The 21,917-nt window shown below is 59.0% G+C and carries 22 protein-coding genes and 1 tRNA gene; 11 read left to right on the forward strand and 12 right to left on the reverse strand.

Going from position 1 to position 21,917, the window contains the following annotated elements; all coding sequences use genetic code 11:
* Positions 1-3 precede the first annotated feature (3 nt).
* Positions 4-999, forward strand: coding sequence for a DNA-3-methyladenine glycosylase family protein (locus tag ACQQCD_RS08730; protein ID WP_430268000.1), 996 nt, complete (start codon positions 4-6; stop codon positions 997-999).
* Between the two features lie 12 nt (positions 1,000-1,011).
* Here ACQQCD_RS08730 and ACQQCD_RS08735 read toward each other — a convergent pair whose 3' ends face one another.
* Positions 1,012-2,739, reverse strand: coding sequence for an AMP-binding protein (locus ACQQCD_RS08735; RefSeq protein ID WP_430268001.1), 1,728 nt, complete (start codon positions 2,737-2,739; stop codon positions 1,012-1,014).
* A 39-nt stretch (positions 2,740-2,778) separates the two neighbouring features.
* On the opposite strand from ACQQCD_RS08735, the gene ACQQCD_RS08740 reads away from it, so the two are divergent.
* Complete coding sequence (locus ACQQCD_RS08740) at positions 2,779-3,057, forward strand: putative quinol monooxygenase (RefSeq protein ID WP_430268002.1); 279 nt, start codon at positions 2,779-2,781, stop codon at positions 3,055-3,057.
* A 116-nt stretch (positions 3,058-3,173) separates the two neighbouring features.
* On the opposite strand, the gene ACQQCD_RS08745 is transcribed toward ACQQCD_RS08740, so the two are convergent.
* Together ACQQCD_RS08745 and ACQQCD_RS08750 are read right to left on the reverse strand one after the other, a co-directional pair.
* Positions 3,174-3,596, reverse strand: coding sequence for a thioredoxin family protein (locus ACQQCD_RS08745; RefSeq protein ID WP_430268003.1), 423 nt, complete (start codon positions 3,594-3,596; stop codon positions 3,174-3,176).
* A gap of 109 nt (positions 3,597-3,705) precedes the next feature.
* Complete coding sequence (locus tag ACQQCD_RS08750; RefSeq protein WP_430268004.1) at positions 3,706-4,254, reverse strand: acyl-CoA thioesterase; 549 nt, start codon at positions 4,252-4,254, stop codon at positions 3,706-3,708.
* Positions 4,255-4,444: 190 nt separating this feature from the next.
* On the opposite strand from ACQQCD_RS08750, the gene ACQQCD_RS08755 reads away from it, so the two are divergent.
* Complete coding sequence (locus ACQQCD_RS08755) at positions 4,445-4,741, forward strand: hypothetical protein (RefSeq protein WP_430268005.1); 297 nt, start codon at positions 4,445-4,447, stop codon at positions 4,739-4,741.
* A gap of 76 nt (positions 4,742-4,817) precedes the next feature.
* Here ACQQCD_RS08755 and ACQQCD_RS08760 read toward each other — a convergent pair.
* Both ACQQCD_RS08760 and ACQQCD_RS08765 read right to left on the reverse strand, forming a co-directional pair.
* A tRNA-Tyr gene (locus ACQQCD_RS08760) sits at positions 4,818-4,899 on the reverse strand.
* A 107-nt stretch (positions 4,900-5,006) separates the two neighbouring features.
* The gene (locus ACQQCD_RS08765) at positions 5,007-5,264 is read right to left on the reverse strand and encodes a hypothetical protein (RefSeq protein WP_430268006.1); all 258 of its coding nucleotides are present in this window, start codon (positions 5,262-5,264) and stop codon (positions 5,007-5,009) included.
* 166 nt (positions 5,265-5,430) lie between these two features.
* Here ACQQCD_RS08765 and ACQQCD_RS08770 point away from each other — a divergent pair, with 166 nt between their 5' ends.
* The 5 genes from ACQQCD_RS08770 (at position 5,431) to efeB (ending at position 10,100) form a co-directional block, all read left to right on the forward strand.
* On the forward strand, positions 5,431-5,922 hold the full coding sequence (locus tag ACQQCD_RS08770; protein ID WP_430268007.1) for a YajQ family cyclic di-GMP-binding protein: 492 nt from the start codon (positions 5,431-5,433) through the stop codon (positions 5,920-5,922).
* Positions 5,923-5,997: 75 nt separating this feature from the next.
* Entirely contained in the window at positions 5,998-6,585 is a 588-nt protein-coding gene (locus ACQQCD_RS08775; RefSeq protein WP_430268008.1) for a dihydrofolate reductase family protein, read from the forward strand.
* A gap of 113 nt (positions 6,586-6,698) precedes the next feature.
* Complete coding sequence (efeU, locus tag ACQQCD_RS08780) at positions 6,699-7,571, forward strand: iron uptake transporter permease EfeU (RefSeq protein ID WP_430268009.1); 873 nt, start codon at positions 6,699-6,701, stop codon at positions 7,569-7,571.
* Positions 7,568-8,755 carry an iron uptake system protein EfeO gene (gene efeO / locus ACQQCD_RS08785; RefSeq protein ID WP_430268010.1) on the forward strand — a complete coding sequence of 396 codons (1,188 nt, stop codon included), beginning with the start codon at positions 7,568-7,570 and terminating at the stop codon, positions 8,753-8,755. The genes efeU and efeO overlap by 4 nt, the downstream gene beginning before the upstream one ends.
* Before the next feature lie 19 nt (positions 8,756-8,774).
* A complete protein-coding gene (efeB, locus tag ACQQCD_RS08790; protein WP_430268124.1) occupies positions 8,775-10,100 on the forward strand; it encodes an iron uptake transporter deferrochelatase/peroxidase subunit in 1,326 nt (441 codons plus the stop codon).
* A gap of 54 nt (positions 10,101-10,154) precedes the next feature.
* Here the strand turns inward: efeB and htpX are convergent, their stop codons facing one another.
* The 4 genes from htpX to ACQQCD_RS08810 are packed head-to-tail and all read right to left on the reverse strand — an operon-like array spanning position 10,155 to position 14,343.
* Positions 10,155-11,018: a zinc metalloprotease HtpX gene (htpX, locus tag ACQQCD_RS08795; protein ID WP_430268011.1), complete on the reverse strand. Its 864-nt coding sequence runs from the start codon at positions 11,016-11,018 to the stop codon at positions 10,155-10,157.
* Between the two features lie 39 nt (positions 11,019-11,057).
* Positions 11,058-11,720: a response regulator gene (locus ACQQCD_RS08800; RefSeq protein WP_430268012.1), complete on the reverse strand. Its 663-nt coding sequence runs from the start codon at positions 11,718-11,720 to the stop codon at positions 11,058-11,060.
* A complete protein-coding gene (locus ACQQCD_RS08805; protein ID WP_430268013.1) occupies positions 11,710-13,038 on the reverse strand; it encodes a sensor histidine kinase in 1,329 nt (442 codons plus the stop codon). The genes ACQQCD_RS08800 and ACQQCD_RS08805 overlap by 11 nt, the downstream gene beginning before the upstream one ends.
* 33 nt (positions 13,039-13,071) lie before the next feature.
* Positions 13,072-14,343 (reverse strand): MFS transporter, encoded by a 1,272-nt coding sequence (locus tag ACQQCD_RS08810; RefSeq protein WP_430268014.1) that lies wholly within the window; start codon positions 14,341-14,343, stop codon positions 13,072-13,074.
* A gap of 125 nt (positions 14,344-14,468) precedes the next feature.
* Here ACQQCD_RS08810 and ACQQCD_RS08815 point away from each other — a divergent pair, with 125 nt between their 5' ends.
* The 3 genes from ACQQCD_RS08815 (at position 14,469) to ACQQCD_RS08825 (ending at position 17,474) form a co-directional block, all read left to right on the forward strand.
* The gene (locus tag ACQQCD_RS08815; RefSeq protein ID WP_430268015.1) at positions 14,469-15,251 is read left to right on the forward strand and encodes a hypothetical protein; all 783 of its coding nucleotides are present in this window, start codon (positions 14,469-14,471) and stop codon (positions 15,249-15,251) included.
* 203 nt (positions 15,252-15,454) lie between these two features.
* Positions 15,455-15,949 (forward strand): Fur family transcriptional regulator, encoded by a 495-nt coding sequence (locus ACQQCD_RS08820; RefSeq protein ID WP_430268016.1) that lies wholly within the window; start codon positions 15,455-15,457, stop codon positions 15,947-15,949.
* Between the two features lie 7 nt (positions 15,950-15,956).
* Positions 15,957-17,474 carry a catalase gene (locus ACQQCD_RS08825; RefSeq protein ID WP_430268017.1) on the forward strand — a complete coding sequence of 506 codons (1,518 nt, stop codon included), beginning with the start codon at positions 15,957-15,959 and terminating at the stop codon, positions 17,472-17,474.
* A gap of 75 nt (positions 17,475-17,549) precedes the next feature.
* Here the strand turns inward: ACQQCD_RS08825 and ACQQCD_RS08830 are convergent, their stop codons facing one another.
* The 3 genes from ACQQCD_RS08830 to ACQQCD_RS08840 form a co-directional block, all read right to left on the reverse strand.
* Positions 17,550-18,260 carry a TetR/AcrR family transcriptional regulator gene (locus ACQQCD_RS08830; protein ID WP_430268018.1) on the reverse strand — a complete coding sequence of 237 codons (711 nt, stop codon included), beginning with the start codon at positions 18,258-18,260 and terminating at the stop codon, positions 17,550-17,552.
* Between the two features lie 50 nt (positions 18,261-18,310).
* Positions 18,311-19,825, reverse strand: a complete 1,515-nt coding sequence (locus tag ACQQCD_RS08835; RefSeq protein WP_430268125.1) for an amino acid permease — start codon at positions 19,823-19,825, stop codon at positions 18,311-18,313.
* Between the two features lie 118 nt (positions 19,826-19,943).
* Positions 19,944-21,857, reverse strand: coding sequence for a sigma-70 family RNA polymerase sigma factor (locus ACQQCD_RS08840; protein WP_430268019.1), 1,914 nt, complete (start codon positions 21,855-21,857; stop codon positions 19,944-19,946).
* Between the last annotated feature and the right edge of the window lie 60 nt (positions 21,858-21,917).

The raw sequence follows: 21,917 nt of genomic DNA on the forward strand, positions 1-21,917 counted from the left end.
CCCATGAGTCTTGTTGAGCCCCCAAGTGCCGTGGCGGACGCCGCCGATGGCGCCACTCGGTGGGTGACGGACGGACCATATGATTTGCACCAAACCCTTGGCATCCTGCTGCGGAGCAATTCCGACCCCTCAATTGCCGTCCACCCAGACGGCTGGTGGATGGCATTCTCCACCGTGGACGGGCCGGTGACACTGCGCTTGGTTCAAGGCCCTCCCGAAGTTTCGGGGGCTCAAGTGATTGACGCCCAGGCCTGGGGGCCAGGAGCCGCGAGCGCGCTGGACAATTTGTCGGCCCTGCTCGGCGAGGGTGATTCGTGGAGCGATTTCGACGCCGGCACCTCACCATCCGGGACTCCGTTCCCTACTCCCCTGCCGCACCACGTCCTTGAAGCACGACGCCGAAACAAGGGACTGCGTTTACCCTCCACCGGGCGGATAGTGGATTCCTTGGTACCCACTATTTTGGAGCAAAAGGTCACGGTTATTGAGGCCCGGCGCGGCTACCGCTACCTCGTAAGACGCTATGGAAGTGTGGCTCCCGGTCCTGCGCCGGAGGGACTATTGGTGGCCCCGTCCCCCACCGATTGGCTTGCCGTTCCCTCGTGGGAGTGGCACAAAGCAGGTGTTGGCCCACAGCGTTCGGCAACCGTGATGCGGGCCTTGCGTTCCGCCGTCGCACTTGAACGTTTGGCGTTATTGCCTTCTGCCGAGGCGTCAGCCAAGCTCCAGACCATCCCTGGGGTGGGGCAATGGACGGCGGCCGAGGTGCTCCAACGGACTCACGGTTGCTCGGATTCAATCGCGGTCGGCGACTATCACCTCGCCAAGTTTGTGGGTTTTGCGCTCACTGGCCAACGCACTGACGACGCCGGAATGCTGGCGCTGCTTGAACCGTGGCGCGGGCACCGGCAACGGGTGGTGCGGTTGCTGGGACTCACCGGTGCACGTGCGCCACGGTTCGGCGCCCGGATGAGTATCCAAGATCATCGCGGGCACTAGTTCTTTTGCGGTTTAGAGCCCCAGCTTTTCGATCGCTTCTTGGCGCATCTCCACCTTGCGAATCTTCCCGGACACTGTCATGGGAAAACTTTCCCGGACTTGGACATAGCGCGGAACTTTGTAGTGGGCTAACCGGCCCGAACAGAATTCGCGCACCGTCTCTGCATCCAAAGGATCGGCGCCATCTTTGAGAATGATGCAAGCCATCAGTTCCTCGCCGTACTTTTGGTCCGGGATGCCGATGACCTGAACGTCTTGAATGTCCGGGTGGCTGTAAAGGAACTCTTCAATCTCGCGTGGGTAGATGTTTTCACCGCCGCGAATCACCATGTCCTTGATACGGCCTTCCACCAGGATGTAGCCGTCAGCATCCATCCGGGCCAAGTCTCCGGTGTGCATCCAACCTTCCGGATCAATCGCCTCAGCGGTTTTTTCCTCTTGTCCCCAGTACCCCTTCATCACGACGTAACCGCGGGTGCAGAGCTCGCCGATCTGCCCCCGCTCAACCACCTCGCCCGTTCCCGGATCAACAATCTGGCTCTCCAAATGCGGCATGGTCCGGCCCACAGATTCGGTGCGTTGGGCCAAGGTGTCCCCATCCCGGGTCATCGTGGACACCGGAGAGGTCTCCGTCATGCCATAGCAAATGGCCACATCCTTCATGTTCATCCGTGAGATGACTTGCTTCATCACTTCCACCGGGCACAAGGAACCAGCCATCACGCCGGTTCGCAGGGAACTCAGGTCATAGTCGTCGAAATTAGGCAGGGCCAGTTCGGCGATAAACATGGTGGGCACACCGTACAGGGATGTGGCTCCAAAGTCGTGAACTGCTTGAAGCGCCGAGGTGGGGGTAAATCCGCGTGACGGGACAATAACGCAGCCGCCGTGTGAGAGAACGTTGAGATTGCCAATAACCATACCGAAGCAGTGATAGAACGGCACCGGGATGACCACTTTGTCCTGCTCGGTGTAGTTCAGAAGTGCACCGATTGAGTGGCCGTTGTTCAGGATATTGCGGTGAGTGAGGGTGGCGCCCTTGGGGAACCCGGTGGTGCCAGAGGTGTACTGAATGTTGATGGGGTCTTCCGTAGTCAGGCTCGCCATCCTCTCGGCCAGTTGAGCTGCTGTATGGTGTGCTGGGTTGACGCCTGGCGGGGCGGCAGCGGTTCCAGCGCGATTCCCCTTTCCACTCACCAGCTGCTGGTAACTCAGCTCAGCATCAGTCTGCGGCACGCCAGCAGTGAGTGGACCTGCCGCATCATCAGAGCCAGGAAGGAACACCAGCTCGGTGAGCTGAGGACAATTCTCCAAGGCCTGCCGAGCCATTGCTGGGTAGTCGCTGTTTTTGTCTTGAGGTGCAACAACCAAAGACCGCATGCCGTTTTGGTTGACCACAAACTCGAGCTCATGGCTGCGGTAAGCCGGGTTAACGTTGACCAGAATCACCCCGATCTTGGCGGTGGCGTACTGGAACATCACCCACTCGGCACAGTTTGGGCTCCAAATGCCTAAACGGTCCCCAGCCGCAAACCCACGGTTCATCAGCGCTAAAGCCAGCGCGTCAACGTGGTTGTTTAATTCCTGGTAGGTCCAATGGCGCGGTCGGCCACCTTGTGGGGGCTGGGCTTCGATGAGTGCTTGACGGTCTGGGAAGCGAGTCACCACAGATTCAAACTGAGTTCCAATGGTGGTCTCTAAAAGCGGGACGTCTTTGTCTCCGGCCGAATATGACAACATGTCAGCACGCTACCAACTGTGGCCGGTATTCTGAATCATATGAGCGAAATCGTTGATCTTCAGGCCACTTTCATCCCCAACGAGGGCGAATTTTTCCGCGTAAAACTGGCTTTGGAAATTGCCATCGAAGAAGTAACCCGCGAACCCGGTTGCCTGCGCTACGAACTCACCGAAGTGAGCGAAGACAAGTTGGTTTTGACCGAACAGTGGGCTTCAGAGGCAGATCTTGACAAGCACTCCAAAGGCATCGCCGTACAGGACTTGAACGAGTCCCTCAGCGCGCTGCTGGCAGAACCCGTGAAACTCGAACGCCTCTAAGCGAGCCGACTCCCCGAACACACAAGAATTGCCCCAAGGCTGAGCCTTGGGGCAATTCTTGTTTTGTTTTAGATCTCGCTAGTCCTAGCCCAGCCACGTTCTAGGCCTGCTACGTTTTAGGCCTGCGAAGCTTCAGAGTTGTCAGCCGGAGCATTCTCAGCCGCAGTGTTCTGGGCCTCGGCCTGGGCACGAGCCACGTGTGCGTGGACCTCTTCCATGTCCAATGCCTTCACGGCGCTAATAACTTCCTCAAGCTGCGGACCTGCGAGCGCACCGGGCTGGGAGAAAACCAGAACCTGCTCGCGGAAAGCCATCAGTGTTGGGATAGAGGTAATACCAGCCTCGGCAGCCAATTGCTGCTCAGCTTCGGTATCTACCTTCGCGAAGACCACATCACCGTGCTGTTCTGAAGCGGCACTGTATGTGGGGGCGAATTGCTTGCAGGGATTGCACCAGTCCGCCCAGAAATCCACCAGAACAATGTCATTGTCTTGGATGGTAGATGCGAACTGTTCACCTGTGATGTCAACGGTAGCCATACTTCAACGGTACGCCGGGGCTCCCCACTATGGCGAAGCCCAGCGTAACTTGTTCGCTCTGCGCTGTATTTATTTATGAATCACTGATTTGTCTCACCACGTGGTTACCTCACCATTGATGAGGCGCTGGCTTCCTTGCACCGGGGAGCGCGATGTTCTCGCGCCATTCGTGTAGCCATTCCGGCAAAACGAGATCGTTGGGTACGGAATCCACTTCAGGAAGCGCCAGAATCTCCTCGTTGGTAACCGGGCCCTTTTTGCTGACCAGCCGTGTGGCGATGTAGGCACGGGCGTAAATTTCGCCGTCGGCCACTACTCGCTGCTCAAAATAGATGGCCTTTTCATCCAAACCGATGATCTTGGACTCAATAGTGAATCTCTGCCATAGCTGCAGAGATTTGCGGTAGGAGATGGTCTGCGACGCCACCACAGGGGTCCAGCCCCGTTTGCGCATGGCTTTCCAGACGCCGGCACGAACCATCAGGTCAAAGCGCCCCAAGTCCATCAATGAAAAGTACATTCCGTTATTTACGTGCACAGCAATATCCACGTCGGTGGGGAGAACCTTCATCGGTAGTGACGAGGTACCCCAGATGCTCAGTGCGGAGCTGCGGGCGGAGCGGAACAGCATCAGGATGGTGCGTAGAAGTAAGTGCATGATCTTATGTTACTCACCAGTAACAACATACAAAAGCGGCTACACAGCACTTTATTTCCCGTGCTAACCGCGTTCGGAACCAAAATCTGACCAGGTTGCGACGAGTGTTCACCGCAACTTCACCGGGCTGTTCACCCGCGCAGGAAAAAATAACAAGGACTAACGAATTTAGGCAGCAAGGGAGACTGCAATGAGCACCATCGAAAAGCACTTGGCCAGTGAAGACATTCATGCAGAGGCGCTGAATCTTTCGGGACAGGATTATTCGGGACACGGGAATTCCGGACACACTGTGCCCACTTGGCCGCAGCTGACGCCAGGCCAACGTGTCGCTTTGCGCGACGTTCACGGCTACCTAGTGACGGGGATCGTGGACGGAATGACAGCGGACCGCTCCACCTTGTGGCTTCAGCTCGACAACGGCCTGGGCCGCAGGCTCATTCACCACTTAGACGGACTGAGTCTCCACGAGCCCGCCGTGGTCTAGCCCGAAGCTCAGCAAACAGAACTGAAAACACAAGAAGCGCCTCTCCTTGCGGAGAGGCGCTTCTTCACTTCTTGAGTGGCAGATGAGGGATTCGAACCCCCGTAGGCGTTGCCAGCTGATTTACAGTCAGCCCCCTTTGGCCGCTCGGGTAATCTGCCGAACTTCACTAGAAGTACCCTTGGTAACTGCTTCCAGTAACCGCGGGCAAGACAACTTTACAGAATTACGCCGGAAGAATCGAATCGAGGAGTTTGAGTCCTATAACTCAGGCTTCAGACTGGATCCGGGACGCTATTTTCGCCTCAAAACTGGCTGCTTGGTCCAAGGTGATCTGGTTCAATTGCACCGCTCGCAATAAGTCCTGGTGAACGCCGTCCATCCGGGCAGACGCCGCTGGTACTGGGCTCAGAATCACTGACGCAGCCACAGCAGCTGCTGCCAGAGCGGTTCCAGCAGTAGCCACGAATGCCTTACCCGCCGCAACGGAGCTAGCAGTGACATCAGTGATGCGCTTGCGTGCCATGATTTTTGCCTCTCGAGTTGGTCCTTCACTATGAACAACTCTGCGCACCAAAGATAGGTTCCAGCCCCACGTTCGCTTTGAGGGAACTGTGAATCTATGCCTGCAAAGGCCAGTTCGTACTAGGCTGGTGGGCAGAATCCCCCTATCCACGTACTGAAGGAGAGTCATGGCAGGCGAGTCCACATTCGACGTCGTAAGCAAAGTAGACAAGCAGGAAGTTGCCAACGCGCTGAACCAAGCGCAGAAGGAAATCGCCCAGCGATACGACTTCAAAGGCGTTGGCGCTGAAATCGACTTCAGCGGCGAAAAAATCCTGATGAAGGCGAACGCTGAAGAACGTGTTTTGGCAGTGCTGGACGTCTTCCAGTCCAAGCTGATTAAGCGCGGTATTTCGCTTAAGTCCTTGGACAGCGGGGAGCCCTATCCCTCCGGCAAGGAATACCGCTTGGAGGCTTCCATCAAGGAAGGTATTGCTCAGGACATCGCCAAAAAGATCAACAAGCTGATCCGCGACGAAGGCCCCAAGTCGGTCAAGTCCCAGATTCAGGGCGACGAACTTCGCGTCTCCTCCAAGTCGCGTGACGACCTGCAGGAAGTCATGGCTATGTTGAAGAACTTCGAAGAGACCGATCTTCAGTTTGTGAACTTCCGCAGCTAATAGCTGCACTGCCTGCCCCGCGAAGTTCTGCGGGGCCGCGGATGATTGAACTGGGTCCCGGGAGAGGAACCACCATTGCGCAAGCTCGTCTACTACGTTGCCACTACGCTGGACGGTTTCATTGCCGGGCCCGACGGCGGGGATCCAAGCGGGGCTAGCTTTTTCCCGATTACCCCGGACGTCATCGACTTCATCGTGACGCACTACCCAGAAACTCTTCCGGGTCCTGCCCGCACAGCTCTGGGAATTGATGGTCCTGGTCAAAGCTTTGACACCGTCCTAGAGGGCCGCGGATCCTACGAAATCGGCTTGGCCGCCGGGCTCACTGACGCCTACCCTCATCTGCGGCACCTGGTTTTCTCGTCCACGCTCGAGAGCGAAGACCCGGACGTTGAGATCGTCAGCAAGGACGCCATAGAACGAGTCCGCGCGCTCAAAGCCGAAGCAGGCAAGGACCTCTGGCTGGTGGGCGGCGGTACTCTTGCGCACTCACTATTGCCCGAAATTGATCGTCTGATCTTGAAACAAAACCCTTCGGTCATCGGCTCCGGAATCCCGCTATTTGCTGGCGCGTTCCAGGCTCACAGTTTCAGTCCGATTGACGAAATCACGCTTGAGTCAGGGGTTCGCGTCTTGACGTTCGATCGGTCCGAAAACTCGTAACTCACCGACCGGGATTCAATTAGGGCACGTCAGTTTTGCTTAATACCTTTCACTCGGTAATGTTCCTTCTTAGTTGGACCTTGGTTAGGGTCCCCTAAGCCAAGGATCTGTTCATGCTCGGGAACTTCCTCATCGGACTCCGGGAGGGCCTCGAAGCATCGCTCATCGTCGTAATCCTCATCGCTTATCTGATCAAGACCGGTCGCACTCATCTGCTTCCGCGCTTGTGGATTGGTGTGGGCGCAGCGGTTGCCGTGAGCATCGGCTTCGGCGCACTGCTCACCTACGGCCCACGCGGACTGACCTTCGAAGCTCAGGAAGCGATCGGCGGGTCACTGTCCATCGTTGCTGTTGGCCTCGTAACTTGGATGGTCTTCTGGATGGCCCGCACTGCCCGAACTATGGGGTCTAACTTGCGCGGAAAAATCGACGATGCTGGCCGTGGCGCCGCGTGGGGCATTGTTCTGGTTGGTGCACTCTCGGTGGGCCGCGAAGGTCTAGAAACCGCTTTGTTCTTGTGGGCAGCGGCCCAGGCCAGTGGGGAGAACACCATCCCGCTGGTGGGCGCACTCCTTGGTTTGGCTCTTGCGGTTCTGCTCGGATTCCTCCTGCACCGCGGCGTGATCAAGATTCGGCTCGACCGATTCTTCACGTGGACCGGCGCCATTTTGATTGTGATCGCCGGTGGCGTGCTCGCCTACGGAATCCATGACCTCCAAGAGGCCGGCATCCTTCCGGGTTTGCACCGGCTGGCCTTTGACGTATCAGCTGCCGTCCCGCCGTCGTCCTGGTATGGAACGCTCTTGAAGGGCACTTTCAACTTTTCCCCAGCCACCACGTGGCTGGAAGCGGCCGCTTGGCTGCTGTATGTCATCCCCACCCTTGCACTGTTTTTGCGCGCCAACCGTCAGAGCGGAACCTCCACGGCGCAGGCTAAAACCAGTCCGGTTCTCCCCAACGGACTTACACCGAAAGAATCTCAATGAGCCTCGTATCCTCCCCGAAACGCCAAAACTTCGCCGCAGCAGGTGCTGCTTTGGCCCTTTTGGCGCCGCTGGCCCTGACGGCGTGCACGGACAACACTGCCAAGCCGGCCAGCAGTTCAGCTGGCGGCCCGGTGGCCGTCACCAGCACTACGGATGCCTGCCAGCTCAGTGCCACGGGCGCCAAGAGCGGCCCTGTCACCTTTGAAGTGAAGAACGACGGCGCCGACGTCACCGAGTTCTACTTGCTCGCCGAAGACGGTCTGCGCATTATTGGCGAAGTGGAAAACATTGGCCCAGGCATCACCCGCAACCTGGTAGTCACCGCCCCTGCTGGAACGTATCAAACAGCGTGCAAGCCGGGTATGCAGGGCGACGGCATTCGCGCGAGCTTCACGGTGGAAGAGTCCGGAACCACGCCGTCGGTCAGTGCCGACGTGCAGAAGCTGACGGAGACCGCCACCGGCCAGTACACGGCATACGTGAAGGATCAGACGGAGCAGTTGCTGACCGGAACCAAGGATTTTGCTGCGGCCTTTGCTAGCGGCGACGCTGCCAAAGCCAAAGGGCTCTACGCCTCGGTGCGGATGCACTGGGAGCGCATTGAGCCCGTTGCCGAATCCTTCGGTGACCTAGACCCCAAGCTGGACCTGCGCGAAGCAGACCTAGAAGCTGGCCAGAAGTGGACCGGCTGGCACCGGGCCGAGAAGGACATCTTCCCGCCTGCCAGCTACAAAGCCATGACCGAGGCCGAGCGCAAAGCCATCGCCGACCAGCTGGTTGCAGACACTCAAGACCTCTACACACGCACTCGGACTGTGAAGCTCACCGCGGATCAGCTCGGCAACGGTGCCAAGGAGCTTTTGGATGAGGTGGCAACCGGCAAGGTCACCGGTGAAGAGGAAATTTGGTCTCACACGGATCTGTGGGACTTTCAGGCCAACATTGACGGGGCCCGGATTGCCTTTGAAAACCTCCGCCCGGTGCTGTTGATCAAGGACGCTGCGCTGGCTACCAAGCTGGACGCCCAGTTCAAGTCTTTGCAGGCTGAGTTGGACAAGTTCAAGGACGGCGAAGGCTTCACGTATTACAACGACCTCACCCCCGCTCAGGTCAAAACCCTTGCCGCCTCGGTGGACTCGCTTGCCGAGCCGCTGTCCAAGCTGACCGCCGCCGTTGTTCTCTAAGAAGTTGCCTTCTATGGGCATGTTTTCTCAGTCGAAGACACCGGCACCGGCCGAGGAGAATTCCGCTAGCCCTTCGATGAGCCGTCGCGGGCTCCTGACCTACGGCGGCGCTGCTGCGGCCGGTGCTGCCGCAGGCGCTGCCGTCACGGTGCTGATCACGCAGAACGCCGGGGGTGATGCGGCTCCTGCCGCGTCGGCCTCCTCGGAGTCCGTTCCCTTCTATGGCGCCCAGCAGGCGGGTATTGTCACCGCTGCTCAGGATCGTCTGCACATGGCCGCTTTTGACGTCACGGCCACCAACCGCGATGACTTGATCAGTCTGCTGAAGGACTGGACCGCTGCCTCCGAAGCCATGTCCGCGGGCCGCGAGGCAGGGGACACAGGCGCCGTGAACGGGCCTTATGACGCTCCGCCGGAGGACACCGGCGAGGCTCTCGGTTTGAGCGCTTCCCGGTTAACCATCACCTTCGGGTTTGGCCGGACGCTCTTCAAGAACGACGCCGGTACTCGCTTTGGGTTGGACTCTCGCCTCCCCGAGGGGCTGATTGATTTGCCTCACTTCCCGGGCGACGCTCTTGAAGACAACCGCAGCGGTGGCGACATTGTGATTCAGGCATGCTCGGATGACCCGCAGGTTGCCGTTCACGCCATCCGCAACCTGGCGAGAATCGCCTTTGGCCGGGCCACAATCCGCTGGTCTCAGCTGGGTTTTGGCCGCACTTCCTCAACGTCCCGTGAGCAGCAAACACCCCGCAACCTCTTTGGGTTCAAAGACGGTACTGCCAACGTCAAAGCCCAGGATGATGAGCTGCTGAACAAACATGTCTGGGTTCCCAAGTCGGCATCGGCTGGGGAGGACTGGCTCACGGGCGGCTCCTACATGGTGGTTCGTCGAATCCGAATGCACATTGAAATCTGGGACCGAACGTCTTTGGGAGAACAAGAAACTCTGATCGGCAGAACCAAGGGCAGCGGTGCACCGTTGTCCGGCGGGGAAGAATTTTCTGAGCCGGACTTTGCACGAGCTGGCAGGGACAATAAGCCCCTCATTGCCGCCGACTCCCATGTCCGTTTGGCGCATGCTCAGTCCAATTCAGGGGTGAAGATGCTGCGCCGCGGCTACAACTTCACGGACGGATCCGACTCCCTCGGCAGGCTCGACGCCGGACTATTTTTCATCGCTTTTGTCACGGATCCCCGCACCCACTATGTGCCCATGCAAATGGCTATGGCACAAAAAGACAGGCTGGCCGTGGAGTACCTGCGGCACACCGGCTCCGGGTTGTTTGCTGTTCCGCCGGGGGTTCAGCCGGGCGGGTTTGTGGGCGAAGGCCTGTTTAGCTGAACCGACTGTCCTGAGGCTTGTTCCCTGAAGCTCGCAAAAAGCGCTTGGTGCCTTCTAGCGCCCGGCCATACGTTCGAGCCGGGCAATCCGCTCCCGCATAGGCGGGTGCGTTGCAAACAGCTTGGTCATACCCCCTCCGCGGAACGGGTTTGCGATCATAAGGTGCGAGGTATTAACAAACTGCTGCTCTTGGGGTAACGGCGCAAGCTGTACGCCGCGCTCAATCTTGCTCAAGGCTGAGGCGAGCGCCAGCGGATCGCCAGTGAGCTTGGAACCGTCCTCATCGGCGTCGTACTCTCTGGTCCGTGAAATGGCCAGCTGAATCAGCGAGGCGGCAAAAGGTGCCAACAGAGCCATGGCAATCGCCGCGATCGGGTTGACGCTGCGGTTGTCCCGCGAACCGCCGAAAAATAGCATCATCTGGCCCACCGAAGTGATAACACCTGCGACGGCGGCCGCAACAGATGAGGTGAGAATGTCCCGGTTGTAGACGTGCATCAGCTCGTGGCCCAGGACGCCGCGCAGCTCTCGCGCGTCGAGCAACTGGACGATCCCTGCCGTGACACACACTGCAGCGTTTTTGGGATTTCTACCTGTAGCAAAAGCGTTCGGCGCGGAGGTAGGTGACACGAAAATCCGAGGCATCGGCTGGCCGGCACGCTGCGAAAGTTCCCGCACCGTAGCGTACAGCTCCGGGGCTTGGGCCTCGGGAATCTCAGTTGCTTGCATGGAGCGGATAGCGATCTTGTCACTGTTCCAATAGCCATAGAACGTGGTGCCAACACCGATCAGCGCCATAATCCAAATGGGTGTTGAGCTGCGGCTCCACAAACCGATCACAGCTCCTAGGCCCAAGAGCACCGCCCACAGCACACCAAAGAGTGCAGCGGTTTTTACGCCATTGTGATGGTTATGCACCGTGAATCCTTCCACCCAGTTTGAACTGCCCTACTCCTATTATCCGGCCGGTTGCACCAGACCAGTGTCATAGGCCAAAACCACTGCCTGCACACGGTCACGCAAATCCAACTTCCCCAAAATCTTGGACACATGGGTTTTGGTGGTTTGCTCCGCAATAAAGAGCTTTTTGGCAATCTCTTGGTTGGAAAGTCCCATGCCGATCAGCACCAGCACTTCGCGTTCCCGCTCAGTCAACACATCCAGGCGACGATCCGCGCATACCGGTTTGGGCCGTGACTTCGCAAAATCTTCAATCAGCCGTTTGGTGATACTCGGCGCCAACAACGCCTCCCCCGCCGCGACCACACGCACAGCATTCACCAACTCCTCGGCCGGGGCGTCCTTGAGCATAAACCCGCTGGCACCGAGCTCGAGCGCTTGGTAAATATAGTCATCAACATCGAACGTGGTTAGCATCAGCACATGGCTACCCGACGACGCTCCACCCAAAATCTGTGCAGCGGCCTCAAGGCCATCCATCACCGGCATCCGAACGTCCATCAAAATCACATCCGGCCTTAAAGTACGCGCCAAATCCACTGCTTGCGCGCCGTTTTCAGCCTGCCCCACCACCGTCATGTCCGCTTGAGATCTCAGCAATGCAGCGAAGCCTGCACGCACCATCGCCTGGTCGTCTGCAACAAGTACTTTAATCGTCATGTGCGTCCCTTTCCGGGGCTTTTGCTTGGGTCTGCTCAGCGGCAAAGTTACTAGTCAAACCAGTAGTTGTGGCGTTCGCGTTCAGTGGCAAGTGCGCCATCACTCGGAACCCGCCGTCCGGGGTGGCCGAGCTCTCTAAAGTGCCCCGCACAAGCTGCGCCCGCTCACTCATACCCCGCAGACCATGCCCGTCACCGGGGTTAACCGTTTTCGCCTCGGCCGAGGTCTCCGCTAAACCGGACCCAGCGGGGGCGATTGTCCCGGCGGTGTTGGTCACAGTGATTCTCAACCACCCGGCGTCGGGCGTCACCTGAACCGTAGCCCGGGCCGACGGCGCGTGACGCACCACGTTACTCAACGCCTCCTGGACAATCCGGTAAGCCGTCAAACCAGTGACCGGCCCCGGATCGATTCCAGCGAGGACCTCGGCATTGGGGCCCTCAACATCCACCCCGGCGCGAGTGGCCGCCTCCATCAACGCCGGTAAATCAGCCAACCCCGGTTGAGGCGCAGTAGAAACAGCCTCGCGATCGCTGCGCAAAACTCCCAAAAGCGTTCGCATCTCATTCATGGCCCGGCGTGAATTGGCCGCAATGTCCTCAAACTCAGCCGCAACGGCAGGTTCCATTCCCGGGTACCGGTACTTCGCCGTCGTCGCCTGAACCGAAACTAGGGACATTCCGTGAGCCACCACGTCGTGCAACTCCCGGGCAATCTGGGAACGCTCATCAGCGATTTGCCGCCGCGCCACTTCCTCCGCGGTAACCTGCCGCTCAACACGAAGCTGCTCGCGAATGTCCTGCCAGCGGCCAGTGATAATCGCTGCGATCAACAGGCCAAAGGAAATCGAAGCCAAAACCACCAAGTTTTTACTGCCATCAAAACTCGGATGTGCGGCAGTCAACCCAGCCGAGGCCGTAGCCGCAACCGCCACACTTGCAAGCCAGGAAGCGGCGGCGAGTGGCCATGATGCTTTGAGCCCCGCCAAAACCACCACCAGAATCTGGCACAGCATCGCCGGGACACTCACCGGGAAAGGCAACAGCGGGTCATAAACAGCCAAAACTGGCACAAAATACAGTGGCACTAGCGAAAGTAGAACACCCAAAGCGGGCCGGTGCAGAGTCAGAAAAGCCGCCAGGGAATGGCAGGCGCCCAGCAACAGCCCCGGCACAATCTCGAGCCCATACAGCGAAGAGTTCAATGACGACGAGACCGCCAAGAGCAGCAGGGACACTAGCAAAACAAGCACATTAAACGGGCCCTCCGCGGAGAAACTCGCTAGAGCTGGAAGGACATTGCGGACCCGGAATTTCATACTTCTATTGTGTGGCATTTGCATCTATTGCTCTCAGGCCGTTGGGGTGCGGGCGTCGTAGTTCATAAAGCCCGGCTGGAGTCTGCTGGCCAGCCACGCCAAAACAATACAAATCAATCCACCAACTAGCAGCACCCACCCCTCGGCTAAGAACTTGGTGGCACCGCCGGCCACCATGTCCCCAAAACGCGGGCCGCCAGCAACCACCACAATAAATACACCCTGAAGCCGGCCACGCAGATGATCTGGGGTAGCTGACTGCAAGATGGTGGTTCGGAACACGGAGCTCACAGAATCGGCGATGCCCGCAGCGGCGCAGCACAAGGCAGCCGGCCACAGCCAAATCTGCGGTTCGCTCCCGCCCGTATGGCTGGCCATCACCACCACCAGTCCCAATGCGGAAATGCTCGCGCCCCAACCCATCACCGAAATCACCACTGCCACACCCTGACGGTGGACCCGCCCCAGCGGCCCGGAGAACAGCCCGGCTAGGAATGCGCCCACAGCTACAGAAGCCAGCAAAATTCCCACTGTGCGCTCGCCGCCGCCAATCATCACGGCGCCGATGGCAGGCAATAGAGCCCGCGGTTGGGCACAAATCATGGCGATCATGTCGATGATAAAAGTCATACGCACGTTGGGTCGTGTGCCCAGAAAACGGAAACCCTCCACGACGGAGCGGACACCAGCCTTCCGGACTTCGCCCTGGGGCGGCATGGGTGGGAGCCGGAAGAGTGCCCACATCACAAAAAAGAAGGTCACCGCATCAATGGTGTACGTCCAGTGGAAGCCGATCGAGGCCACCAAAACACCAGCAAGCAGCGGTCCGGCAGTAGTAGCCAAACCAAAAGTGATCATGTTCAACGCGTTCGCCGCAGTGAGGAGTTCTTTGCGAACCAGCAGCGGAATCATGGCGGTCCGAGCCGGGGTGTTGATGCCCATCGCAGCACTCTGCAACGCTGCGAGGACAAAAAGTATCCACACGTTGTTGAGCTGGAACCAGGCCTGAATTGCCAGACCAACGGTGCTCAACCACAGCACCGAGGATGCTAGGAGTGCCACGGTGCGGCGGTCATGAGCATCGGCGATTGAGCCACCCATCAGCCCAGCAATCACCAGCGGTACCAGGGCGAAAATGCTCAAGAGGCCTACATAGACGCTCTCGCCGGTAATGCGGTACACCTCAAGACTGATGGCCACAATCGTCAGCTGGCTCCCGGCTGCTGAGACAAATGAACCTAGCCAAAGCCGCCGAAACGCGGGGCTTTCTTTCGCCGGGGACAGGTCTGCAAGGAGGTTAGGCACCGGACAAGCCTAGTGCGTGCATTTGTGCGGAGTTTTAGCGCCGGTCACTTGGTGGGCTCCCGGTCCTGGCCATGCCTACTGTGAGTGCTGGATCCTTGCTAGAGTCGGGCAAGAAAGGGGGCCTGATGGGACTACCTCGCCGCTTACTACTCTCATCAACGTTTTGGGAGGTCTCACGCCCCCGAAATCCGCTGACGCCAGGTCATCTCGCCATCGTCCTCACCGACCCGTCAAAAACCTTCGACGCCGGCTCAGCCGCCGACCTTCTCCGCTGTTACCGGGCTGCCCGAACGGCTTTGAGTGCGGTTCTTAATTCACACACATTCCGTTTGCAGTTTTCGATGAACTGGCACCCCGTGGGCAGTGGTGTGGGGGAACCGCTAGCCGAGTCTTCCACCCCAACTTTTCACCTCTTTGGGGACACAGGTCCCGGTGCGGCCCTGGCGCAGCCTGAACTTCTTCAATGGCCGACGGCGGAACAACAGCTCGCCTTGCCAGCACACCGGCGGCGCGTGTTGCGTGAGACTGAGCGCGAAGACCTCGACCTAGCGCTGCGGACCGAGATCCGCAGTGCTGATGCACAGGCGCAGGGTGCACTCCCGCAGACTTCGCTCCCACAAGGTGCAGGCACCGCAACTGTCTCCGTCATTTCACTGGGGGACGAATCCGGTGCTAGCTGCGGGCTAAAGGTGACGTTCGGCGTCGTACCTTCCACGGCTGGTGCGGGCGAAATTGGTGCACTGGCCCCGGAACTAGTGGTTGACCTGGCCGGGAAGCTCACGGCGCAGATAGAAGCTTCGCCGTACCCGGGTGTGAGTTGCCTTGCGCTCGATGGGCCCCAAGCAGTGATGTACGTGTACCCCCGATCCGTCACCGAAAAAACCAACCCCCTTCTCCCTCCCACATAGTCACCCGCCCTTCAGACGAAGTCGGTGCACAGCGCCACCTCTCCCGCCGAGGTCGGTGCATAGCTCCGCTGGCCTAGGTAATTTCCGGGGAAAACGGCGCGAAGCACCGACCTCGGCGCAAGGGGCGGGTGGGCCAGCTGAGACGGAGGAAGCTTAGGCTTGGCTTATTGCGACTTTCTCAAAATAAGTGTTTGAATGGGGCTATGACCCTCAGCACACATACTTCCGAAGATTGGGCAGCCGAGCTGCGCTCTTTGGGACGGCGTGTGACTAAACAGCGCTTGGCTGTGCTGACGGCCGTAGAACTGCACCCGCACTCCCCCGCCGAAGCAATTCTTAGCTTCGCCCGGGAAGCTCTCCCCGAGCTTACCGCACAGTCGGTCTACGTGGTCCTCAACGACCTCAGCGAACTCGGCATGCTCAGGCGCTTCGAGCCGCCACACTCCCCCGCGCTCTACGAAACTCGAGTAGCAGACAACCATCACCATGCCGTGTGCACAAGCTGCGGCCGGGTTGAAGACGTTGAATGCGCCGTAGGCCATGCGCCCTGCCTGACCCCTCATTGGTCAGAAGAATCCCGCCCCATGACTATTCAGATCGCCGACGTCCTTTACCAAGGCATCTGCCAGGACTGTTTGGCAGAACAGGCCCTGAAGCTCACAAGCCCACCAGAAAAAGCAAGTAACCCGAGAAAGTAGGAGAACAATGACGGCTAACTTTTCCGAGCCTGTTCAACATACCGCCACTACAACACAGACCGGCGCCCCTGTTGCCTCCGACGAGCACTCGCTGACCGCAGGTGCCGACGGTGTCACAGCGCTTCACGACCGCTACTTGGTTGAGAAGCTTGCCCAGTTCAACCGCGAGCGCATTCCGGAGCGGATCGTTCACGCCAAGGGTGGCGGCGCATTCGGTACCTTCACCGTTACCGGTGACGTATCCAAGTACACCCGAGCTGCGGTTTTCCAGCCCGGCTCTTCAGTCAAGACCGCTATCCGTTTTTCCTCCGTTGCAGGCGAAATGGGCTCCCCCGATACTTGGCGTGACGTCCGTGGCTTCGCAACCCGTTTTTACACTCAAGAGGGCAACTTGGACATCGTGGGCAACAACACCCCCGTGTTCTTCATCAAGGACGGGATCAAGTTCCCCGACTTCATCCACTCACAGAAGCGCCTCCCGGGTTCGGGCCTGCGTGACGCTGACATGCAGTGGGACTTCTGGACCCTCTCCCCTGAGTCCGCACACCAGGTGACCTACCTGATGGGTGACCGCGGCCTGCCGCGTTCATGGCGTGAGATGCACGGTTTCTCCTCGCACACGTACCTGTGGACCAATGCTGAAGGCGAGCGTTTCTGGGTCAAGTACCACTTCCGCTCCAACCAGGGCGAGCACAACATCACTAACGATCAGGCTGAAGAGCTTGCCGGTTCTGATGCTGATTACTACCGCCGCGACCTCTACGAGGCTATCGCCGAGGGTAACTTCCCTAGCTGGAACCTGCACGTGCAGATCATGCCGTACGAGGATGCCAAGACCTACCGCTTCAACCCCTTCGACCTGACCAAGGTATGGCCGCACTCGGACTACCCGCTGGTTGAGGTTGGCCACTTTGAGTTGAACCGGAACCCGGAGAACTTCTTCGCCGAGATCGAGCAGATTGCGCTTTCCCCGGCCAACGTTGTCCCCGGTCACGACATCTCCCCGGACAAGATGCTGATGGCACGTGTGTTCTCCTACCCGGATGCACACCGCTACCGTGTTGGCACCAACTTCAACGAGCTGCCGGTTAACCGCCCCATTTCCCCGGTGAACAACTACTCGCAGGACGGTTCTCTGCGCCACGGCTTCAAGCCAGCGTCCGCTCCGGTCTACGCACCCAACTCCTTCGGTGGCCCGGTCGCCGACCCGGCACGTGCTGGCGAAGGGTCATGGGAGTTCGACGGCGCGTTGGTGCGTGCCGCTGCAACCCTCCACTCTGAGGACAGTGACTTCGGCCAGGCCGGTACCTTGTACCGTGACGTGTTCGACGACGGCGCCAAGGCCCGCTTCCTAGACACCATCACTGGTGCTGTAGGCGGCGTCAAGAGCCCTGAGATCAAGGAACGCGCCATCCAATACTGGACCAACGTTGATGCTGACCTCGGCGCCAAGCTCCGCGCCAACCTGTCCGCAGGTGAGCCGGGCTCCGGCACCGGCGAGGCAGAAGCTGCCAACAAGATCTAAGGCAGTCCACCACTAAAAGGGGCCCTGCACCACGGATAAAACCGTGGCGCAGGGCCCCTTTTAGTTTTCTAAAAATCAGGCGTCGGCCGGAGCTGTCGTGGCGGCATTCGCACCGTCGCTAGATCCACCGTCACTAGATCCACCGTCGCTAGATCCACCCGCGACACTGACCCCGCCCGTAAAACCTGGCAAGTCACTCTTGCCCAAACGGAAGTCCAGGTTTTGGAAGAAGACATCCACCATCCGTGAGAAGGCAGCGGTGGCGGCATCGGCGTCGTTCATCACCACGTAGTCATATTGCAGCCCGTAGAAGGACGCGGCGAAAAGCCGGGCGTCAGTGACAGCAACGGCATCGCTGACACCTTGAACGCGGAGCCAATTGCGAGCCAACTCGAACCACAGCCGGAAGCTCTCCTGAGCGTCCCCACGTTGAACAGGCAACACCAGGTCCTGCATGGACGCCTCAAATTCGAGGCGTTGCAGGTTCCGGTTTCGCTGTTGAAGACACCACTGCCACGCGTTGTTGAGCCATTCGGCGAACTGTTCGCGGCTCACTTGCGAGACGTCGGCATGCTTGATGTGGTCCTGACGCGACTCGATGGACCGGACAATCTCGCCCACCAGCTGTTCACGGTTTCCAAAGTGGTACACCAACACGTAACTGCTGATCCCCAAACCGTCCGCGAGGCTCCGAAACGTAAGGTCCGCTACCGATTTGTCCAAAAGGTACGTCAGGATTTCGGCGAGCAGCTCTGTCTTGCGCTCAGGTTTTGGAGGTCGGGCCATTTCCCCATCTTAGAGATCGGAGCACGATTTACGGAACAAACGCCGCCTTATTAGTCTTCCTTGCTGCCTTGTGACGCAAATTCCTTGGCATCAGTAAAGCGCTCGTTCAGGCGTGAGTGGCGTTGCCCGTAGGCGAAGTAGATGATCAAACCGATGACCAGCCAGCCAGCAAAGAAGATCCAGGTTTCCACCGCGAGGTTTGTCATCAAGTACACGCACAGCGCGGCCGAGACGATCGGAAGAACCTTGCCAAACGGAACACGGAAGGATGGCTTGAGGTCCGGACGCTTTTTGCGCAGTACCAGAATGCCCAGGCTGACCACCACAAACGCGGAGAGCGTTCCGATGTTGATCATCTCTTCAAGCAGGTCAACCTTGGTCAATCCGGCAACAAGTGCGACGGCGGCACCACAGATGATCTGAATGCGCGCCGGAGTTGAGTGCTTGGCGTTGGTCACGGAGAGCGCGCGGGGCAACAAACCATCCCGGCTCATGGCCAACACAACACGTGAGAGACCCATCAACAGCACCATAATCACGGTGGTCAAACCGATGAGTGAGCCGAAAGCGATGACCTTGGCAGCATCGGTATTGCCCACTGCCTCAAAGGCGGTGGTAAGTGTGGGGCTCTCCGCCTTTGCTAGCTCGGTGTAGGGCACCATACCGGTCAGCGCCAAGGAGACCAGGATGTACAGCAGCGTCACTACGGCCAGACCGCCGAAGATACCGCGCGGAAGAGTCTTCCGCGGGTCCTTAACTTCTTCAGCCGAAGTGGCCACAACGTCAAAGCCAATAAAGGCGAAGAACACCAGTGCCGCACCAGCGAAGATGCCCATGGTTCCGTACTGAGCCGGCGCTGCGCCGCTGAGGAATGAGAAGAGGGACTGTTTCATAACGTCCGCGCCGCCATCGTTGGCGGTGGGAACGGAGGTTGGAACAAAGGGGCTGTAGTTCTCAACTTTCACGTAGAGGAAACCCACCACAATAACGAATAACACCACAGCAATTTTGATCATGGTGAAGACGTTGCCTACACGGGCAGAGAGCTTGGTTCCCATCACCAGAAGTACTGTAAAAATGGCAACAATCAGGAAAGCGCCCCAGTAGAGGTCCACGCCGCCTACGTTGAAGGACGGCGGAATATCAACACCTGTCAGCGCGAACACCTTGCTGAGGTAGATGCCCCAGTACTTGGCGATCACAGCTGCTGCAGTGAAGAGCTCCAGGATGAGGTTCCAGCCGATGATCCAAGCGAGAATCTCACCCATGGTGGCGTACGTGAAGACGTACGCGGAGCCTGCCACGGGCATGGCGGTGGCGAATTCGGCGTAACACATGATGGCCAGCGCGCAGGTAACAGCGGCGATGGCAAAGGACAAGGTAACGGCCGGGCCAGCGAAGTTTGCTGCGGCCTTGGCGCCCACGGAGAAAATACCGGCACCCACCGCGACGGCGACGCCCATAATCATCAGGTCCCAAGTACTTAGGGAGCGTTTGAGCTTGCGCCCAGGTTCCTCGGAATCGGCAATCGACTGCTCAATTGCTTTGGTCCTCATCAGATTCATGGTGTAATCCAGCATCGTTCGGGGGTAAAAACGGACTTATCCAGAGTATTGTCCGCCCATCGGACGTTCCCACACGTCCCACATAGTGAGACAAAGCCGTCTACCTGAGTGGACACGTCTAACTAGCGGCGGCAGAAGTTTCAGCGGCCCCGGGAGCCGTCGGCGACGGGCTAGGCAGTGCAGAACTGGGCGGTTCAGAACTGGGCGGGGGCTCAATGGCCGGTGCCGCGTCATAGCTCTGGGTTGAAGCCTGAACCTTGGAACCTGACACGCTCACTTGAATTGGCGGGTGCTCTTTGGCGCCGATCCGCGCGAAGTCCAGTTCGGTCACCGTATCGGGGGTCAAGGCTGCGGCTGTGCAGGTCATGCGCAAAGAGTTGCTGGGGTCCTCGGTGCAAGTGAACGGCGAATTGGCTGGGAGCATCGCCGTCACTGGGGCCATCGTGGCCGGGTTCTGCCCCGCAGTTGGAATGTATTGGACCACGGCCGTGACATCACTGGGTGCGCCGGTGCCACTTGGGTCAGACAGGCTGATCAGCACACTGCTGCGATCATCGGAGCTCGCGCGTGTTACGGAGACCGCCGGAACATAGATTGCAGGAGCTGGCGGCGTGGTGGTTCCCGGTGCGGTCGGCGTGGTGGTTACTGGCGGCGCGGTAGGAGTGTTGCTGGTACTTGGCGCTGGATCCTCACCCGGGATGGTGGGTTTTGTAGAGGACGACGGCGGCCGCTGGCTTGAACTAGTGTCTCCAGAGGGCGAGTTCTGCCCTGCACCTGTGCTGGGGTGATCGTTTTGGCCGCCGGTGCCAAGCTGTCCCGTACTGCTGTGGGACCCATTCCCCGTGCTAGAGCCAGGACCGGGCGCCGAGGGGCTTCTCTGGCCCGAACCATCACCTGAACCGTTGCCAGAACCGGAGGTACCGCTCGTGGAACCTGCCGGAAGTGGTGAGGGTCCGCCGTCGTTATTTCCGCCGGAGTTTTCGCCGTGCGCGCTGAACCCGTTATTACCCTGGGCGTTATCTGCTGCGAAGGCATTGAAAAGCCCATAGTGCACGCCGCCAGCGAGCACCAGCGTCACAGCAACTGCGGTACCAACGGCCATCAAGGAATTCGCCCGCAACCAATCCCAGCTACGGACCGTTGCTTGCTGCAATCCTGTGGCAAAGGCGGCCATGGTGCCACCACGGACCAGCCACGAGGATGAGAGCGCCAGCCCGGCCACCAAGGGGAACACCACGGTGCGCATTCCGGCCCCAACGTCGGTGAGATGCGCGTACATGGCGGTGCATTTGTTGCACTCGTCAAGGTGCTCGCGCACTTTGCTCTGCTTGGCACCGCTGAGCGCGCCGCGAGCATAAGCGCCAAGGTTCTCTGCGTACGGTTGGCAGTTTTCGTCGTCGGAAACGTTAATGTGTTCCTGCAGGTACGCCTGCCGCAATCCTTCACGTGCACGCAGAGCCAGTGCGGAAACGGCATTGGCGCTCAGGCCCAGCAACGGTGCCACGGCTGCGGGTTTCATGGCGTCAATCTCGGTATACCAGAGCACTGCCTGCCAGCGTTCGGGCAAAGATTGATAGGCACCACCAATGGTGCGCGCTTCGAAGGACTCCAGCGCAGTGTCCCGCCCAGTCCCCGGCTGCTTATATACAGTCATGTCTTCGCCCGGTTGGACCTGCGCGTCACGTTCGTTGTGCCGTGCAGCCAAGTGGGCGATGGTGGTGAAGAGGTAGGCCCTGAAGAATTCTTTGGGGCCAGCACCTGCCTTGAGGGCGGTCAAGACTTTAGCGAAAGCCTCGGCGGCCAGGTCTTGGGCGTCGCTGGGGTTGCGCGCATACCGCCGTGCCAGTGCGACGGCGGAGCCATGGTGCCGTGCGAACAATTCACCATAAGCGTCAACAACATCTTCGCGGACAAGCGCGATGAGTTGGGCGTCGCTGGGAGTTGTGGGTTCGGCGCTGGGCGTCGCGTGGTTGAGCATGTACAACAATCGTTCGGGGACAGGACCAAGAGTTGGGCCAAAAAACTGCCCCACTCCGCATGCACGAACTCATTTATAACAAGACCGTTACATTTCCACCTTAGGCGGAATCGG

Source organism: Pseudarthrobacter sp. J1763, from assembly GCF_050490295.1.
Lineage (GTDB): Bacteria > Actinomycetota > Actinomycetes > Actinomycetales > Micrococcaceae > JBNPEO01.

Coding starts and splice junctions, on each gene's coding strand:
- ACQQCD_RS08730 (WP_430268000.1), top strand. CDS start 4: ATGAGTCTTGTTGAGCCCCCAAGTGCCGTGGCGGACGCCGCCGATGGC.
- ACQQCD_RS08735 (WP_430268001.1), bottom strand. CDS start 2,739: ATGTTGTCATATTCGGCCGGAGACAAAGACGTCCCGCTTTTAGAGACC.
- ACQQCD_RS08740 (WP_430268002.1), top strand. CDS start 2,779: ATGAGCGAAATCGTTGATCTTCAGGCCACTTTCATCCCCAACGAGGGC.
- ACQQCD_RS08745 (WP_430268003.1), bottom strand. CDS start 3,596: ATGGCTACCGTTGACATCACAGGTGAACAGTTCGCATCTACCATCCAA.
- ACQQCD_RS08750 (WP_430268004.1), bottom strand. CDS start 4,254: ATGCACTTACTTCTACGCACCATCCTGATGCTGTTCCGCTCCGCCCGC.
- ACQQCD_RS08755 (WP_430268005.1), top strand. CDS start 4,445: ATGAGCACCATCGAAAAGCACTTGGCCAGTGAAGACATTCATGCAGAG.
- ACQQCD_RS08765 (WP_430268006.1), bottom strand. CDS start 5,264: ATGGCACGCAAGCGCATCACTGATGTCACTGCTAGCTCCGTTGCGGCG.
- ACQQCD_RS08770 (WP_430268007.1), top strand. CDS start 5,431: ATGGCAGGCGAGTCCACATTCGACGTCGTAAGCAAAGTAGACAAGCAG.
- efeU (WP_430268009.1), top strand. CDS start 6,699: ATGCTCGGGAACTTCCTCATCGGACTCCGGGAGGGCCTCGAAGCATCG.
- efeO (WP_430268010.1), top strand. CDS start 7,568: ATGAGCCTCGTATCCTCCCCGAAACGCCAAAACTTCGCCGCAGCAGGT.
- efeB (WP_430268124.1), top strand. CDS start 8,775: ATGTTTTCTCAGTCGAAGACACCGGCACCGGCCGAGGAGAATTCCGCT.
- ACQQCD_RS08800 (WP_430268012.1), bottom strand. CDS start 11,720: ATGACGATTAAAGTACTTGTTGCAGACGACCAGGCGATGGTGCGTGCA.
- ACQQCD_RS08805 (WP_430268013.1), bottom strand. CDS start 13,038: ATGAAATTCCGGGTCCGCAATGTCCTTCCAGCTCTAGCGAGTTTCTCC.
- ACQQCD_RS08815 (WP_430268015.1), top strand. CDS start 14,469: ATGGGACTACCTCGCCGCTTACTACTCTCATCAACGTTTTGGGAGGTC.
- ACQQCD_RS08820 (WP_430268016.1), top strand. CDS start 15,455: ATGACCCTCAGCACACATACTTCCGAAGATTGGGCAGCCGAGCTGCGC.
- ACQQCD_RS08825 (WP_430268017.1), top strand. CDS start 15,957: ATGACGGCTAACTTTTCCGAGCCTGTTCAACATACCGCCACTACAACA.
- ACQQCD_RS08830 (WP_430268018.1), bottom strand. CDS start 18,260: ATGGCCCGACCTCCAAAACCTGAGCGCAAGACAGAGCTGCTCGCCGAA.
- ACQQCD_RS08835 (WP_430268125.1), bottom strand. CDS start 19,825: ATGAATCTGATGAGGACCAAAGCAATTGAGCAGTCGATTGCCGATTCC.